Annotated in this window: 15 protein-coding genes; 10 read left to right on the forward strand and 5 right to left on the reverse strand. The window is 68.1% G+C overall.

Going from position 1 to position 15,252, the window contains the following annotated elements:
• Positions 1-27: 27 nt before the first annotated feature.
• Positions 28-153, forward strand: coding sequence for a hypothetical protein (locus DFJ66_RS44990; RefSeq protein ID WP_281276613.1), 126 nt, complete (start codon positions 28-30; stop codon positions 151-153).
• A 270-nt stretch (positions 154-423) separates the two neighbouring features.
• Here the strand turns inward: DFJ66_RS44990 and DFJ66_RS12815 are convergent, their stop codons facing one another.
• The 3 genes from DFJ66_RS12815 to DFJ66_RS12825 form a co-directional block, all read right to left on the reverse strand.
• Entirely contained in the window at positions 424-1,404 is a 981-nt protein-coding gene (locus tag DFJ66_RS12815; RefSeq protein WP_121221080.1) for a DUF932 domain-containing protein, read from the reverse strand.
• A 75-nt stretch (positions 1,405-1,479) separates the two neighbouring features.
• Entirely contained in the window at positions 1,480-2,940 is a 1,461-nt protein-coding gene (locus DFJ66_RS12820) for a hypothetical protein (RefSeq protein ID WP_121221082.1), read from the reverse strand.
• Positions 2,941-3,268: 328 nt separating this feature from the next.
• Entirely contained in the window at positions 3,269-3,889 is a 621-nt protein-coding gene (locus tag DFJ66_RS12825; RefSeq protein WP_121221084.1) for a hypothetical protein, read from the reverse strand.
• 380 nt (positions 3,890-4,269) lie between these two features.
• On the opposite strand from DFJ66_RS12825, the gene DFJ66_RS42680 reads away from it, so the two are divergent.
• Positions 4,270-4,563, forward strand: a complete 294-nt coding sequence (locus DFJ66_RS42680) for a hypothetical protein (RefSeq protein ID WP_170199336.1) — start codon at positions 4,270-4,272, stop codon at positions 4,561-4,563.
• A gap of 16 nt (positions 4,564-4,579) precedes the next feature.
• The gene (locus tag DFJ66_RS12830; RefSeq protein ID WP_170199338.1) at positions 4,580-4,882 is read left to right on the forward strand and encodes a helix-turn-helix domain-containing protein; all 303 of its coding nucleotides are present in this window, start codon (positions 4,580-4,582) and stop codon (positions 4,880-4,882) included.
• Positions 4,883-4,948: 66 nt separating this feature from the next.
• On the opposite strand, the gene DFJ66_RS12835 is transcribed toward DFJ66_RS12830, so the two are convergent.
• Positions 4,949-5,476, reverse strand: a complete 528-nt coding sequence (locus DFJ66_RS12835) for a flavoprotein (protein WP_246029727.1) — start codon at positions 5,474-5,476, stop codon at positions 4,949-4,951.
• Positions 5,473-6,723 (reverse strand): helix-turn-helix transcriptional regulator, encoded by a 1,251-nt coding sequence (locus tag DFJ66_RS12840; RefSeq protein ID WP_147459239.1) that lies wholly within the window; start codon positions 6,721-6,723, stop codon positions 5,473-5,475. The genes DFJ66_RS12835 and DFJ66_RS12840 overlap by 4 nt, the downstream gene beginning before the upstream one ends.
• Positions 6,724-6,845: 122 nt before the next feature.
• Here DFJ66_RS12840 and DFJ66_RS12845 point away from each other — a divergent pair, with 122 nt between their 5' ends.
• The 7 genes from DFJ66_RS12845 to DFJ66_RS12885 all read left to right on the forward strand — a co-directional run bounded on the left by DFJ66_RS12845 (position 6,846) and on the right by DFJ66_RS12885 (position 15,151).
• Positions 6,846-7,208 carry a helix-turn-helix domain-containing protein gene (locus DFJ66_RS12845; RefSeq protein WP_121221090.1) on the forward strand — a complete coding sequence of 121 codons (363 nt, stop codon included), beginning with the start codon at positions 6,846-6,848 and terminating at the stop codon, positions 7,206-7,208.
• Positions 7,209-8,106: 898 nt separating this feature from the next.
• Positions 8,107-8,490: an effector-associated constant component EACC1 gene (locus tag DFJ66_RS12855; protein ID WP_211351112.1), complete on the forward strand. Its 384-nt coding sequence runs from the start codon at positions 8,107-8,109 to the stop codon at positions 8,488-8,490.
• On the forward strand, positions 8,471-11,119 hold the full coding sequence (locus tag DFJ66_RS12860; RefSeq protein ID WP_121221094.1) for a caspase, EACC1-associated type: 2,649 nt from the start codon (positions 8,471-8,473) through the stop codon (positions 11,117-11,119). Before DFJ66_RS12855 ends, DFJ66_RS12860 begins: the two co-directional genes overlap by 20 nt.
• Positions 11,120-12,319: 1,200 nt before the next feature.
• On the forward strand, positions 12,320-13,507 hold the full coding sequence (locus DFJ66_RS12870) for a radical SAM protein (protein WP_246029728.1): 1,188 nt from the start codon (positions 12,320-12,322) through the stop codon (positions 13,505-13,507).
• Positions 13,504-14,124, forward strand: a complete 621-nt coding sequence (locus DFJ66_RS12875; RefSeq protein ID WP_121221099.1) for a 3'-5' exonuclease — start codon at positions 13,504-13,506, stop codon at positions 14,122-14,124. The genes DFJ66_RS12870 and DFJ66_RS12875 overlap by 4 nt, the downstream gene beginning before the upstream one ends.
• Before the next feature lie 35 nt (positions 14,125-14,159).
• Complete coding sequence (locus DFJ66_RS12880) at positions 14,160-14,765, forward strand: AAA family ATPase (protein WP_147459240.1); 606 nt, start codon at positions 14,160-14,162, stop codon at positions 14,763-14,765.
• Positions 14,766-14,830: 65 nt separating this feature from the next.
• Entirely contained in the window at positions 14,831-15,151 is a 321-nt protein-coding gene (locus tag DFJ66_RS12885) for a hypothetical protein (protein ID WP_121221103.1), read from the forward strand.
• Positions 15,152-15,252: the final 101 nt, after the last annotated feature.

Genomic DNA, 15,252 nt, shown 5'->3' on the forward strand with positions numbered 1-15,252 from the left:
CTCATATGACAGCGGTGGTGAAACGATGTGTGGGCAATCCGATCGAGGGCCGTCAAATACATCTGCACGGTGGTCGGGCAGTTGAAGAAGGCCTGGTTCATCACCGAGCACGGGACGCTGCGCGTCACCACGCGGCCGGAGTGCCTGGCGTAGGCCAAGCATCACGGAGCAGCGACCGGGCGTGCGTGCGTTGGCTCGATGTGCATGCGGTGGATACCGGCGGTAGATTCCGCGCCCATCCCATAGGACCAGATGTACGGGATGGGCGTCGCAGCGTTGTCGTATGGAGGTTTCCTCCTCATAAAGGGTCCCCGGTGTCAGAGATAGGGTCGGCGTGCGGTCGTCCAACTGGCAATTCCTCCGTTGCACCGCACGGTTTGAGCCAGCACGACCGCATCACCACACTCGGTAGAACCGTCCGATTTAGACGCTGAGAAGATCGAAGGCTTCCTGTTTGCGTTTGAGGACTCCGCTGCCGGTGAGCACGCGCAGCGCTCGTGTGTTGGCGTCGCGGGCGGGCTCGTAGTGGTCCAGGTACTCGGTGATCGCCTGCAATCCGGCCCAGCGGGTGCCGCGGATGTTGTGCTGGGTTCCGGCGTCGGTCCACAGCCGCATCAGCTGGTGGCGGCGACGGTCGGCGTTGAACCGGGTGCGGGGCGGGGCGGTGGCGTCGTTGACCGGCCACAGGACCTCGACGACCTCGCGGAACTCCTCCGTGGACAGCTCGGCCTCGATCATCCGGCCAGCCTGTTGTTCGAAGGCCTCGGCATAGCCGTACATCAGCCGCAGCTTCGACCTGATCTCGGCGACGTCGATCGTGGCGTTGCGGGTGTGGCGGATGGCCACCGACGCGACCTGGTCGCGGATCACCATCGGGAGCTGGTTGGCGCACAACACCCGAAACGGCACCAGACTGACCCGGAACGCGGCGCTGCCGTCGTGGGAGTTGAACACCACCAGGTACAGCTCCACCGGGTCGAGCCCCGCCACACTCAGGGCGTCGGGCAGTTTCATCGTCACGAAGGTGCGCCGGCCCTCGTCGATCGCCCCGGCGTGCGCGAACCCGCCCGCGCCGGACTCGGCGACCAGGGCGTCCAGGAGAGCGGCCTGGTCCTCGTTCTGCCGCACCCCGTAGCCGACACCGACCGAACTCAGGTAGCGGGTCGCGCCGGTCCTCGGGTCGGTGCGCGCGAGCATCACCTGGTCGGGGTTCCCGATCCGCCTCGGCCCGTCCGGTGTCTCCTCCACACCGATCTGCGCGAGCTTGCGGATGTTCCACCCGGTCAGCCGTGCGGCCTCCAACGCGCTCATCGCGCCGCGGTGGCCGGTGACCGACGTTCCGACCTGGTGCCAGGCGCTGTGCCGGTAGGGATAGAGGTGGGTGCCTTCCGATGACGGGTACATGGTGTCGTCCTTTCTGAGCACGGCGACGGGCTCGGACCGCTGTGCGGTCCGAGCCCGTGACGGTTGCGGAGGTGGCTAGCTCGCCTGCTGCAGGTCCTCGGCGGACAGGGTCTCGGTGTCCAGCCCGGTGTCAGTGCCGACGTGGGCGTCGGCGGCGGGGTCGTTGACCAGCCGCTCGACCCAGTGCAGCCGGATGCCCCAGTCGGCCAGCGCGGCGAAGTACCGCTTCTGCTCCGGCGTGGGGTTGCGCCAGGTGTCGACGCTGGTGGAGGCCTCGAACGCCGCGACGACCACGGCCAGGCTGATCATGGTGGCTTGGTTGGCGCTCGCCTTGCCCAGGCCGGTGACCAGCGGGTTGGGCTTGCCGTACTTGGGTTCCTTCAAGCCCAGCAGGGTGCAGGCGAACCGGTGTTGCGTCTCCATGCCGCGCCGGATCTCGTGCCCGCCCTCGGCGAGGCTGCGGGCGAGGAACTGGGCGACCAGCCGGGGCGGGGTCTTGCGCTGCACCAACTCGGCCAACTTCTTGCGCCGCACCGTTTCCGCGGCACGCCACGCCTTGTTGTTGCGCACCACCCGCGCCCGCTCCGCGCGCTTCTCCGCCGTCCACTCCTCCTTCACCCCGCCCGAGACCGATGCGCTCCAGCTGTCGACGTGGCCGTGCCGTTCCCAGTCCCGGCAGACGAATACCGCCGTCGCCACACCCTCGACGTTGTTCGTGGTGACCATCGCCCCATGGCCAGGGCACGAGGAGTGCGAGGCGGGGTCGTCACCGAGCGGGGTGCGGTCCTCACGGCTGCGGTGCAACCGGTCCAGCCGCCGCGCCCCGACCGGGAGCGAATCGCCGACCACCACGACGCCCTCTGCTTCCAGCTCTCGGCTCAGCGCCTCCCGCGCCTCACGGAGCTGCCGCTCCTGCCGCCACTCGGCCAGTTCGTGGTCGAACGCCTCGGGCTCGGTCGACAGGGTGTCCATCAGATCGGCGTAGGCCTCGCCGTCGTCCTCGAAGTCGGCCAACCCCGCGGCCTGCTCCAGGGTCAGCTGCGGGAACTCGGTCAGCGTCGCGGCGACCGCCGTGCTGCGGCGGGCCTTCAACCCGGCCTCGACCACCTCCGGCTGGAGGCTGAGCTGCGCCGCGATGTCCTCGGTCGACAAGCCGAACAAGGTCATCTGCTCGAACAGCCTGATCCGGTCGGCCGTGGTGTAGCCGCTGCGGACCTCGTTGGCCAGCCAGTGGTCGCGCAGCACCTCCCACTCCGCGACGTCCTCGGACTCGGTGACCAATACCGGGATCACCGGGTGCTTCTCGACCAGCGAGCACGCGATGATCGTCCGGCAGTGCCCGTCCCGGACGCGGATCCCGCCTTCGGGCGTCGGGTTGGCGATCACCGGGATGCTCACACCGTGCTCCCGGACACTCTGGTACAGCTCCGGGTTGTCCTGCTTGATGTCGACGATCGTGCGCGAGTTCCGGTCGGTCAGCAGCGTGCGCGGATCCAGCAACTCGAACCGCGTGTTCTTCCACGTCATGGTGGCCACAGCGGGCTCCTCCTCGTGACAGGCGAAAGGACCGCAGGCGGCAACTGCACCGGGCGATGGGCGAACACCGTGACGCACCCACCGGCCTGGCGGTCCTGGACACGCCTCGACCGCCACGGGGCTCTGTGGTCCGTGGCGGGCGGGGCTCACGTGCCCCAGGACGGCGGCGGGGGCCGTGTCACACCGCGAGCAGCGCGAGTGCCGGGTTCTGCCCGACCGAAGGGAGGAAGCAGCAGAACCCGGCACTCGCGCCGCGGTTGACACGACCCCCGCCGCCGTCCAGCGTGACCAGCCCTGCCCGCCACGGACCACAGAGGCCGGCTCACTGTCATCTGCGACGAAGAAGCACGTCGGCCGGGCGTTGTCCCACGGCCACACCGATTCCGACCCACACCGCCCCTGCGAACAACGCCAACATGGTGGCCAGCAGAACGCTCGAAGGACGAGGTGGTGACTGTGTGCGGTTTCGCGCAGCCGCCGCAGGCCCAGACGCGGCGGCGCTTGCGCTCGCGCCTGCACCCGGTCGAGGGACCTGCCGGATGGTGTCGGCCACCTTGCGTAGTCGGGTCGCGATCGGCTGTCCCTGCCAGACAAGGACATCGAGACGGGCGTCCGTGGAGTCGGCCAATCTCGCGAACGCGCCGTCGCAGGAGCACACGGTGAAGTGACGACAACCTCTGGCATGCATCCCCACCGCGTGTGCGATCAGGGCCTCCTCGGCGGCGTCCGGGCCGGGTTCGACCGGTATCGGCACGACGCCGAGCGCGGTCAGGGTCGCGGCGATCGCATCGCTGGAGGGAGGGCGCTTGGCAAAGGCCGCCACGATGTGGTCGTGGAGTCCGGCGGCGTCCACCAACGCCACCACCTTCGACCGCAGCGCGGCCGGCTTGCCGAGGGTGCCGACGACGTTCTCCAGGTCGATCAGCAGTACTCGGCCGGTGGTCGGCATCGCGAGTCAGTCCATTCTTCCGGCGCCGATGGCGGCGACAACATCGTCGATCCACCGCGAACCCTGCCGGCAGGCCAGTTGACACGACCGGGTGATCCTCGACGGAGGACCGGACGTTCCGCCGGAGTGCCCGCACCGGCGGCCGCTTCGGTTCGTCAGGTGGGAGGCAAATGCCCCCGCAACGTTGTTGCCCCCTTACCTCCACAGGGCAGCGCCCCTCACAGTGGCCGGGCCGGAGTGGTGAACAGGCTGGAGGTGATGGCGATGTCGGGAGGACGGGCCGGGTGTCGAGGCGGTGGCACGTGACGAAGGAGGAACTTGAGTTCGTCACCTGGCTGAGTCGGGTCAACCAGGACCTCGGGCGCTACATCGTCCGGCTCATGGACGAGACGAACCCGTTGTGCACCACCGAGTACACCACCGACGTGGGCCAGGTCGCGACCGACCTTGCGCACGCGCTCACGGAGGCTGCTCAGGTGATCAGGAACGGGGCGCGGACACCGCCTCGCCAAAGTCGCGGTTCAGGCCAACGTGCTCTCCATGCGCAGGCCGCCACCGACCACACGCCTGGGCAACCCGACCTCAACCACGAACACAGCGGCGCGCACCTGCACGCCATGTCGGCAGCCGCCGGCACACCCGACACCGGCTCCCACGACCCTGACCGACTCTGAATCAGGCGGAAGACCCTTGTACCACGCGAACGACAACCGATCGCCCCTCTGGGCCTACATCGAGGAGAACCTGGCCGAGCTCGGTCTGGTCCCCGCCCAACTGGCGGATGCGCTGGGCATCCACCGCAGCCGGTTCACCGACTGGAAGCGCGGCAAGTCGATGAGCGTCGAGACGGCGCGGGCAATGGCGAAGTTCCTCGGCAAGCCCATTCTCGACATCCTGGTCGTCAGCGGTGTGCTCACCGCGGAAGAGGCGAATCCGAGCGGTACCCGCGAGCGCTCTACGAGTACAGCGACTCCGCGCTGGTGTTCGAAGTGAACCGCCGACTGCACGCGCGACGACAAGCCGGTGCCGGCGAACCGCCGTCCGACGGTGAACCCGAAGTCACCCGGTGAGCCGTGCCAGCTCGTCGGCGATGAACCGCCAGTCGAACGTGGCGAGACCGTCCGGCCCGCGCCCGGTGATGGCGTCGGGGTCGAGCACCTTCACCCTGGCGGCCGTCAACCTGGTGATGCTCTCGTCGTAGGCCGGGTGCGCGCGCAACAGTGCCTTGACGCAGGGGGCGGCGAGGATCGGCACGTCCGCCGACAACAACTCGTTGAGCACACCCAGCGCCACCGAGTCGCTGAACCCCGCCGCCCACTTGTTGATCGTGTTGAACGTCAACGGCGCCGCGACCACCGCGTCCGCGCGCGGCAACGACATGTCCTCACCCGGCGGTCGCGCCGCCACCCGGACCAGGCACCCGGTCCGGGTGCCGATCGTGTCCAGGTCCACCCAGGACGCGGCCGTCGGGGTGGCGATCAGCACGACCTCCCAGCCCGCCCGCGTCAGCAGCTCGACCATGCCCTCGATGCGCAGAACAGGCGGTGCGGCCGAGCACACCAGGTACAGCCACCGCCGGGCGGTCACGCGAGGACACCGACCCGACCGGCCAACCCCCGCAACCCCGGGACCGCCTGGCGACGCTCACGACTCATCAGGTCCTCCAGGACTCGACGGGCGGTGCGGCTGGTGCCCAGCAGCTCCGGCGCGATCCGCTCGGCTTCGAGCAGGTGGATGACCGCCTCCGCGTCCCGCTTGCGCTGGCCGTGCGCCCAGGCGTTGTCCAGGTGGTACTGGCCCTGGCGCCCGTGCAACCCCTCGGGCATCGCCGTCAGGTCGAGCTGTTCGCCCAGCGCCAGCACGGTGTCGGGGTCCTCCAACGCGACCGCGGCCGACATGCGGTGGATCTTCACGTTGGTCGGCCCGAACGCGCTGAACCCGATGTTGCCGTCCCGGCCCAGCCGCCGCGCCAGCAGCTCGGCGTGGTCCAACCGCGCCCGCGCCTCCGCGGCGTCGGCTCGCCGGGCGGCGATGATCGCGGCGATCAACGTCAGGGACCCGCGCCAGGTCAGCCCGGCCGGATCGTCACCACGGACCAGATCCGCCGACTCGACCGCGTTGTGCTCCGCGTCCTCGATCCCGTCGAGCTTGAGCAGCGCACAGGACAGTTGGTAGGACGCGGCGGCCCGACCGATGGCGTCCTCGGCTTCCTCGGCGGACGACAGGGCCTTGTCGGCGGCGGCGTACGCGGCCACACCGTCACCCAGCTTGGTCGCCAGCTTCGCCCGCAACGCCAACACCCCGCTGCGCAACCTCAACGCCCGTCGGTGCTGATCCCCGGAACTGTTCTCGCACAGAGCGGCCACCGCCTGGAGCACATCGGGCAGACCGACCTCCACTGCGTGATACCGCGCCGCCTGGTAATCCCGGTGCAACGCGTCCAGCGCCGCCGCTATGAACCGCCCAGCACCCCGACGACCAGCCGATCCTGCCCCAGGGTCGAGCGGCACCGCACCCACGCGATTCCGTTGCCGCAACCGGCGCTGCTCCTGTCGGGCTTGCTCGTACAGCGAGAGCAACCTGCCGCCACCACCCTGAGCGGCGTCGATCGCAGCCACCAGGTCCCGCGAAGGGAGGTTGTGTCCTTCACGCTCCGCCATCGACACGTACTGGCGGGTGTAGCCGATACGAGCCGCCAGCTTCGCCTGACTCAGACCACCCCTCAGGGACTTGATCTCCTGCCGAAGACGTGCGGCAGCCGAAACCGTCTCCTCGATGGGCCGGCGCTCCTGGTTCATGACTGCCCCCGTCCGGTCGCTCGCACACACGACCATGCCGGACACTGTAAGTAGTCGATGTGGCTCGTTGCGTCATCGTAGCCCGCGATCGCTACTAATCGGACCATCGGCGCGCACCACACGCACAACGTCCTGTTTGCACGCGCTACACTCTGCGCATGTGCCCGGCCAACGACACATCACCCCAGCTGTGGAACTACGTCGCGTTCCAGTTGAGCGCCCGAGGACTCTCCAGCGGAGACCTCTCCAGGGCCACCGGCATCAACCGCAGCCAACTCAGCACCTGGCGACGCGGAGGCAAGATCACCATCGACAGCGCCCGCACACTCGCCCGCTTCTTCGAATGCCCCCTGCTCGAAGTCCTGGTCGCGGCCGGACTGATCACCGCCGACGAAGCCGAGCTCCGCCAAGCCCAACCGGACCTGGCCGCGATCAGCAACACCGCACTCGCAGCCGAACTCCACCGCCGCCTCACCACCGCCACGACCAGCGCCGACCGCCGCCCCAGCCACGTTGGTTGACCAAGCAGGACCGGCTTCGGCTTCTGGAAACCGCCGATCGGGTGAAGACCGCCAGGGCGGCTCAGCGTGAGCATGAACGGGTGCGCGAAGAGGTAATGCGACTGCCATGCCGCTGTGGCCTCAGGACGGGCGGCTGAGATTCGGCCAGCTGGCCAGCGTCCCGGTTCCGCACAGCGGTGAGGGGTTCGCCTCATGGGTCGCTCCTTCGGCGGCTGCGCACAAGATCCCGATCGACCAGATGCTGGGGTGTCTGGGCTTGCCTGCCAGTGTGTCGGCGGTGCGCTACGGCGTGGAGTTGACCCGCCAGGCACTTGGAGGTCGGTGACGGCCGTGACGTGCCTCGACGAGCAGCAGGTACGGGCAATGCTCCTGGCAACCGATGGGCAGGGCGCCCGTCCCCGCTTGTGGCTTGGAGTTGGAACCGGTCGCCACGCCGGCCCCCGGGCGACCGGGTCGGCTGTGTAACCGGACTGCGTCGCGCAGGAGCCGACGGCCTGGAAGGGGGACTGGCGGTTTCTCACCGTCGTCGCGTGCGCCGAACCTCGGCTTGACTTGCACAGTTGGTGTCCTGCTTGCTGGGCACCCATTCAGATCGGCCGTCAGCCGCGTTACCTCAGCACTTGTGGAGGGCCGTCGACCGAGTTTTGCGGCGCCGGTCGCTCGACAGACCTAGCGCCCACGGGCGCGGCCGGACCAGCCCCCACGAGTGAGGCAGGGCTTCGGCGGTCTGGTGGACGGCGAAGCATGGCTCGTCGTTATGCAGCAGTGACCTGTGTCTGAACTCGGCCGTCGGGCGCGTTACTGGAGTTGCTGCAACGGCCGCGCGCGACCATTACCGTGACTGTCACGCTGGGTCTGAGGATGATGACACAGGGAGACGGTGGGGAGGGTGTGCGGGGTGGAAGTACGGATGCATGTGATCTGCCAAGACGCGGACACTGAACGGGAATCGCTGTTGCAGTGGTTGTGCTTGGAGGACGAACTGCGCGGCCGGGTGACTGTCGAGCAGCCCGAGCCGGTACCTGGTCAAATGGGGGGCTGGTCGGACGTGCTGGTCGCCGCGCTGGGTGGCGGTGGCGCGGTGGCCGTACTGGCCGGTGCGATATCGACGTGGCTGGCCCACCGCCGACCGGACGTTGAGATCGAGGTCACCGGTCCTGACGGGCGCAGCGTGAGGCTCAGCGTGAATGACGCCCGACACACCGACGCTGCCGACGCCGTGCGGCGCGCCCTCGACACGGTAGGCCCCGGACGTGCCCTTGATGAAGGACAGGCCGGTTGAGGTGAGGCTGCCCGACCCGCACAGATCACGGGCGCTGCTGTTCGGCGCGAGCGAGTTCACCGACCCGGGACTGCCTGGCCTACCGGCGGTGCGCAACAACTTGGCCGACCTGGCCACGTTGTTGACCAGCCCGTCGGGCACAGGCCTGCCTGCGTCACATTGCGTGGTGCTGGCCGACGAGCCCAGCGCCGCGGTGATCGGTGGCCACCTTCACTCCTTGGCGGCTGAAGCGGAGGACCTACTGCTCGTCTACTACGCTGGCCACGGTGTAGTCGGGCCGGATGGTGAGTTGTACCTGTCCCTGCCGGGCACCCGGAGAGACCGTGGCATGGTGGCCTGGACCAGCCTGCCATTCTCGCTGCTGCGCCGGACTTTGGCGGAGGCGGGCGCCAGCAACCGGGTGCTGATCCTGGACTGCTGCTTCTCCGGTCGGGCCGTTGATGCCATGGCGGACACCGCCTCTGCGGTGGCTGGGCAGGTGGAGATCGCTGGAACCTGCACGCTCACCTCGTCCCCCGCCAACCAGGTGTCCCTCGCACCGGCCAGCGCGACGCACACTGCATTCACCGGGGAGCTACTGAAGGTGCTCCGCCACGGCGCGCCAGACCGCACCGGGCCGCTAACGCTGCGCGAAATCTACGAGCATCTGGCGCGCGAGCTGCCACGCCAGGGACTCCCCCGCCCAGAACAGCGCAACACCCGCACAGTCGCCAATCTCGCGCTTGCCACGCCGCAACCACCCGACCAGACGCCGGATTACGAGCAGAAGTTGCAGCACGCCGCCGACGCCGGGGACACCGTCGCCATGATCAGGCTCGGCCTGCTGCTCTGGCGGCGGGGTGATCTTGAGGGGGCCGAGGATTGGCACCGGAAGGCGGCTCACACCGGTCACACCGGCGCGATGAACAACCTCGGCCTCCTGCTGGAAGCGCGGGGGGATCTTGAGGGGGCCGAGGGATGGCTTCGGAAGGCGGCTGATGCCGGGGTCGCCAGCGCGAAGACCAACCTTGGCCTCCTGCTGCAACGGCAGGGTGATCTTAAGGGGGCCGAGGGATGGCTTCGGAAGGCGGCTGATGCCGGGGACGCCAGCGCCATGGCCAACATTGGTGTCCTGCTGGAAGCGCGGGGTGATCTTGAATGGGCCGAGGGCTGGTATCGGAAGGCGGCTGATACCGGGGTCGCTGGCGCCATGGTCAACCTCGGCGCCCTGCTGGAAGGGCGGGGGGATCTCGAGGGGGCCGAGGTCTGGTATCGGAGGGCTGCCGACACCGGCCACACCGACGCAATGAACAACCTCGGCATCCTGCTGAAAGAACGGGGAGATCTCGAGGGGGCCGAGGTCTGGTATCGGAAGGCTGCCGACACCGGCCACACCCGGGCCATGTTCAACCTCGGCATCCTGCTGGAAGCGCGGGGGAATCCCGAGGGGGCCGAGGCCTGGTATCGGAAGGCTGCCGACACCGGCCACACCCGGGCCATGTTCAACCTCGGCCTCCTGCTGAAAGAACGGGGAGGTCTCGAGGAGGCCGAGGCCTGGTATCGGAAGGCTGCCGACACCGGCCACACCGACGCCATGACCAACCTCGGCCTCCTGCTGGAAGGGCGGGGTGATCTCGAGGGGGCCGAGGTCTGGTATCGGAAGGCTGCCGACACCGGCCACACCCGGGCCATGTTCAACCTTGGCGTCCTACTGAAAGGGCGGGGTGATCTTGAGGGGGCCGAGGCCTGGTATCGGACGGCGGCAGACGCCGGCCACACCTGGGCCATGAACAACCTCGGCGCCCTGCTGGAAAGGCGGGGGGATCTCGAGGGGGCCGAGGCCTGGTATCGGACGGCGGCAGACGCCGGCCACACCTGGGCCATGAACAACCTCGGCGCCCTGCTGGAAGGGCGGGGGGATCTTGCGGACGCTGAGGGCTGGTATCGGAGGGCGGTCAACGTCGGTCACGCCGCCGCCATGAACAACCTCGGCCTCCTGCTGAAAGAACGGGGAGATCTCGAGGAGGCGGAGGGCTGGTATCGGAAGGCGGTCGACGCTGGCGAGACCCTCGCCATGAACAATCTCGGCCAGCTGCTGCTAGAGCGCGGGGACATCAGAGGGGCCGAGAGCTACTTCGAGCGCGCGGCCAACGCTGGCCACACCATCGCCATGCACAACCTAGGCCTGCTGCTGCAACGGCACGGGGACTTCAAAGGGGCCGAGGGCTGGTACTGGCAGGCGGCCGACGCCGGTCATATCGGAGCCATGACAAACCTCGCCCTGCTGCTGAAGGAGCGTAAGGATCTTGAGGGTGCCGAGCGCTGGTTCCGGAGGGCGGCCGACGCCGGTCAGGTCGTCGCCATGAACAACCTTGGTGTCCTGCTGGAACAGCGCGGGGACCTTGGGACAGCCTGGGATTGGTACTACCGGGCGGCTGAGGCCGGTCACAGCGGCGCCATGAACAACCTCGGCATCCTGCTGCAACAGCACGGGGATATCACAGGGGCCGAGCACTACTATGCGCGCGCAGCCGCCGCTGGCCACGCCGCCGCCATGAACAACCTCGGCCAACTGCTGCAAGCACGCGGGAATTACGTCGCCGCCATGTATTGGTACCGGAGGGCAACTGAGACCGGCACCACCGTGTGACCACTCCCCGCCCTCCAGCCAAGCATGCTCCTGAACATCACCAACCGGGCTTGACGTTGTTTCGGTATCCCTTCTCCTCGGTAGCCGCATCGTGGGCCTGAACGTCGTGGCACCGGACATCGAGTAGCCCTACAAGTGGGTCGTGCGGGCGGAAGTGCTGCACACCCAAGGCACCCGCACCGTCGACCTGTGCCGGGGGCACAGCGCCAACTTCGCCGACTTCGCGCCGACCGCCGCGGCGAAGGCGATCGCCCAGCACCACGACCGCGCGCCTGCTGAGCATGGAAGTCTCGCTCGGCAAGGTGGTGCCAAGTCCGAGATCAGACTTGTCGAAGACCACCGTGGACGAGCTCACCGTGACCTTCAAGGCGTGGGACTCGCAGCAGCCGGACACCGCCAGCATCACCATCCGGAGGCGGCCGGAGAAGTCGACAGGTTCGACCGAACGTCACGGTCGTTCGCCGACCGGTGGCGGCCTCATACCGACACAAACGCCGACGGGTGACCCTGTCGAGTCACCCGTCGGCGTTCCAGACTGCGTCGCAATTGGGGAAAGACCACGCCGACATGGCCTCAGCCCGTCCCGGCGGACCTCAGGCTTCGGTCGGCGGGGACGTGGTTCAGGGGATCGCGTGCCAACGGGCGGACCGGTCTCCGGTGCGTAGGGATCGGATGCGATAGTGCAGTTCCAGCGCTGCCCGACATGTTATTCCGCGACGGCGGCAATCCGTCGTTGCGATCCTCGCTGGGACGTGCGTTCCAGCGCTGCCCCGCACGGCCTGCATGAACTAACCGACCGATCGGTTTGGAAAACGTCGCATGTCCCATCAACCGGGACGAGACATCAGCCCTCACTTCGGAACCTCCCGGCGTGTCGCACGACGCTAGGGGTTCCGAACGAGCTTGCGGTGGGGCCGTTTGAGCGAACTGATCAAACATGAACGTACTTCGCGTAGTGACCCCAGCACCTACGGCGCGTGCTGGCAGGCCATTGTTTCGCCGACATCCGACCACCGAGACGTCTGAGTGGCATAACCCAACGGCGGGCTGAGGTGGCGGGCCGAGCGTTTCACACTCCTGAACCCTGACGCTTTCCGCAGGTCGTAGGACTGCGACTGGGAGGCAAAAGCGATCCGTGGTCGATTTGCCTCCTTCTGCATCGAGCGCCTCCGCTGCTCGTATTGGTGCCGAGGCGCACAGATGCGGCGCGAGGAGGCACGGGTGGATGACGTGGGCAGGATGGCCGCTCGGCTTCGGGGGTTGACCGAGGTCGAGCTAGCGCAGGTGCAAGCAGAGCTGCTGGATGTGGTGGAGTACCGGAAGTCCGGGTTAAGCCTGAACTCGGTGATCGGGTGTCCACTCGATTGCGGCTACTGCGTGCGGCACGTGTTCGGCAACTTCGGGATGAAGGTTCCGCGCGAGGTGGTTGGACCGGAGCAGGCCGTGGCGGCGCTGACCGGGCACCGGTACTTCCGGCCGCATCTCACGCCGGTGCAGCTGATGAACCGGGCGACCGATCCGATGCTGCCGGTGGTGAAGCCGCACGTGTTCGAAGTGTTGCGCCGGCTGGACGAGCAAGGGTTCACCAACCACGTCCTGCTGATCACGCGGTGGCGGGTCGAGGAGGAGGACTGCGCCCGGCTGAACACCCTACGACAATTGCGGGTGACGCTGTTGGTCACCCATTCGGGGATCGAGGACGAGCGTATCGAGCCGGTCGACTCGGGTGTCGCCGCGCGGTCGTTGGGGTTGGCGTTCGGGTGCGCCGAGCGGTACCGCGTGATCCTGTACTGGCGGCCGATCGTGCCGGGGCTCAACGACGGCGACCGGCACTTGGAGCGGGCGTTGGAGTTGTCCGGTTCCGCGCACGCGACGGTGTTCACCGGGTTGTTCTTCCGTGACGAGATCCGCAACTACTACCGGGCGCACGGCCTGCCGGAGCCCTACGAGGAATCGGCGCGGCGCAAGATCTTTCCCGAGCGCCTGGAGCAGCGCATCCTCACGGCAGCAGCACGGGCAGGGGCGGGGTCACCCTTGTTCCGCAAGACTTCCTGCGCCGTGGCGTACGCGCACGGGGTCGCGGACTACAACGGACACTATGGGATCCGGGAGTTGTGCGACATCTGCCCCATAGAGCAGGTAACTCGCTGCGCGAATGGATGGCAACTGCCCGACGCACGGCGAGTCGAGGCAATGGCACAAGAGCTGGGCGGCAGGCTGGTCGCGGTGACCGAGCGCGCGGTCGTGGTCGACGGACTGGACGAGCAACAGCGCTACCTCATGCAACACACCCTCGGGTTCCAGGTCCACGACGTGGCCAAGCCACACCACCCGCACCGACACGGTCGAGCCGATCTCGGCTGGCCCGTCCCCGTGGAGACGTCATGACGACAGCACTTCCCACCGTCCTTCGCGACCACGCGTTGGCCGTGGTCGATCTGGAAGGCAACGGTGGCCAGCCACCCGAGATCGTGGAGGTCGCGATCCTGCCGGTCGACGGCGCTCCGGTCACCGAGGACCACTCGCACACCTGGTTGGTTCGCCCGAAGAACAAGATCAATGGCATCGCCCACCGCATCCACGGCATCGGCAACACCGACGTCGAATCCTGCCCTACGTGGCACGACACAGCTCCGGCGGTGCAGCAACTGCTGGAGGGACGGACCGTGGTCGCGCACTCGGCCGGCGGCGACTACCGCGTGCTGGGCGAGCACCTGCCGTCCTGGAGGCCGCCGATGGTGCTGGACACCTTGAAGCTGGCCAGGAAGGTGTGGCCGGGCCTTCCCGGCTACGGCCTGTCCGACCTCGTCACCCACGCCGACCTGCCCGTCGGTGCCACGACCGGGCAACGCCGACCGCATCGAGCCGGCTTCGACACGTGGTGCACCTGGCTGCTCCTGCTCGCCCTGGTCGAAGACGCGACCCCGACGTGGGACGAGCTCGTCGCGTCGGCCGCACTTCCCCAGTTCGCCCCGATCGCGGAGCCGGAAGGCGGGTTGTGGTGAAGCTGCCCGCGAACAAACCTGTGATCGTCGGGGTGATGGGCACCCACTCCACCGGCAAGAGCACGTTCATCGCCCGCCTGACCCACGAGCTGCGTAGACAGTCCGTCCAGGTGTCCACGGTGGTAGACCTGGGTGAACGCGCACAGCAGCTGGGGTTGCCGATCCTGCACAACCACACGTGGGTCTCCACGATGTGGTTCATCACCCACGGCATCAGCCAGGAGATGGCGCAATGGCCGCACTCCGACGCCGTGCTGGTCGACCGCGCGGTGCCCGACGCCCTGGGCTACTACCGCGCCGCACTCGCCCACCGCGGGGAAGAGCCCGACTCCGGACTCATCGCCCACATGGAGACGATCGTCCGAGGCCACAGCCACGTCTACGACCTGCTGTACCGGACGACGCTCGACGAGTCGGTCCCACTCGGAACCGACAAACCTCGCGACAACGACGCCACGTTCCGCGAACTGGCCGACCACCACGTGGCGAACGTCCTGCGAGACCTCGACATCAACCACCGACTTCTGCGGGTCGACGGACACGACCAGGCGGTGGCGGACAGCGTGAGCTTCGTCCTCAACCGCCTCTCCGAGGAAGCGGAACCCACCGATCACCGATCGGAACACGCCACACGCAACTGACACGAGCCGTACCGCCGCGGTCGTCCACAGTGGTCCGTGAGCGGCCTTCCGGCAGGAGGTGCACGTTGACAGCGTCGAAGCCCAACTACGTGTCCTACAACGAGATCCGTGCCGGGGTGATCGCCCGTTTGGACCGGGTGAGCGACATCGCCGAGGACGGGGAGGACGAGGCGGTCATCTGCGTGGCGAGGGAGGAGGTCCCGGCGCTACTCGCTGGCACCCGCGCATTGATCTCCCTGCACCGACCCGACGACCAAGGCCGATGCCGCGCCTGCCGCGGAGGCCGGTGGTGGCGCCGCCGACCGGTGCCGTGCCGCCCGCTGCTGGAGTTCCAACTGGCGGTCCACACGGCCAGCACCGGCCGTGGTCGACACCACCGCCGTTGATCACGTCGCCCCGGCCAACCAGCCGGCGGAACGCGATGCCGCATCGGGTCAAGCACAGCATCCGGAACAATCCGCAAGATCAGCCACACCCTCCTGGTCGG

The sequence above is a fragment of the Saccharothrix variisporea genome, assembly GCF_003634995.1.
GTDB lineage: Bacteria > Actinomycetota > Actinomycetes > Mycobacteriales > Pseudonocardiaceae > Actinosynnema > Actinosynnema variisporeum.

What these genes read in the sequence shown, in the direction of transcription:
- DFJ66_RS12815 (WP_121221080.1), bottom strand. Translation starts at nt 1,404, where the DNA reads ATGTACCCGTCATCGGAAGGCACCCACCTCTATCCCTACCGGCACAGC.
- DFJ66_RS12825 (WP_121221084.1), bottom strand. Translation starts at nt 3,889, where the DNA reads ATGCCGACCACCGGCCGAGTACTGCTGATCGACCTGGAGAACGTCGTC.
- DFJ66_RS42680 (WP_170199336.1), top strand. Translation starts at nt 4,270, where the DNA reads ATGGACGAGACGAACCCGTTGTGCACCACCGAGTACACCACCGACGTG.
- DFJ66_RS12840 (WP_147459239.1), bottom strand. Translation starts at nt 6,723, where the DNA reads ATGGTCGTGTGTGCGAGCGACCGGACGGGGGCAGTCATGAACCAGGAG.
- DFJ66_RS12845 (WP_121221090.1), top strand. Translation starts at nt 6,846, where the DNA reads ATGTGCCCGGCCAACGACACATCACCCCAGCTGTGGAACTACGTCGCG.
- DFJ66_RS12860 (WP_121221094.1), top strand. Translation starts at nt 8,471, where the DNA reads ATGAAGGACAGGCCGGTTGAGGTGAGGCTGCCCGACCCGCACAGATCA.
- DFJ66_RS12870 (WP_246029728.1), top strand. Translation starts at nt 12,320, where the DNA reads ATGCGGCGCGAGGAGGCACGGGTGGATGACGTGGGCAGGATGGCCGCT.
- DFJ66_RS12875 (WP_121221099.1), top strand. Translation starts at nt 13,504, where the DNA reads ATGACGACAGCACTTCCCACCGTCCTTCGCGACCACGCGTTGGCCGTG.
- DFJ66_RS12880 (WP_147459240.1), top strand. Translation starts at nt 14,160, where the DNA reads ATGGGCACCCACTCCACCGGCAAGAGCACGTTCATCGCCCGCCTGACC.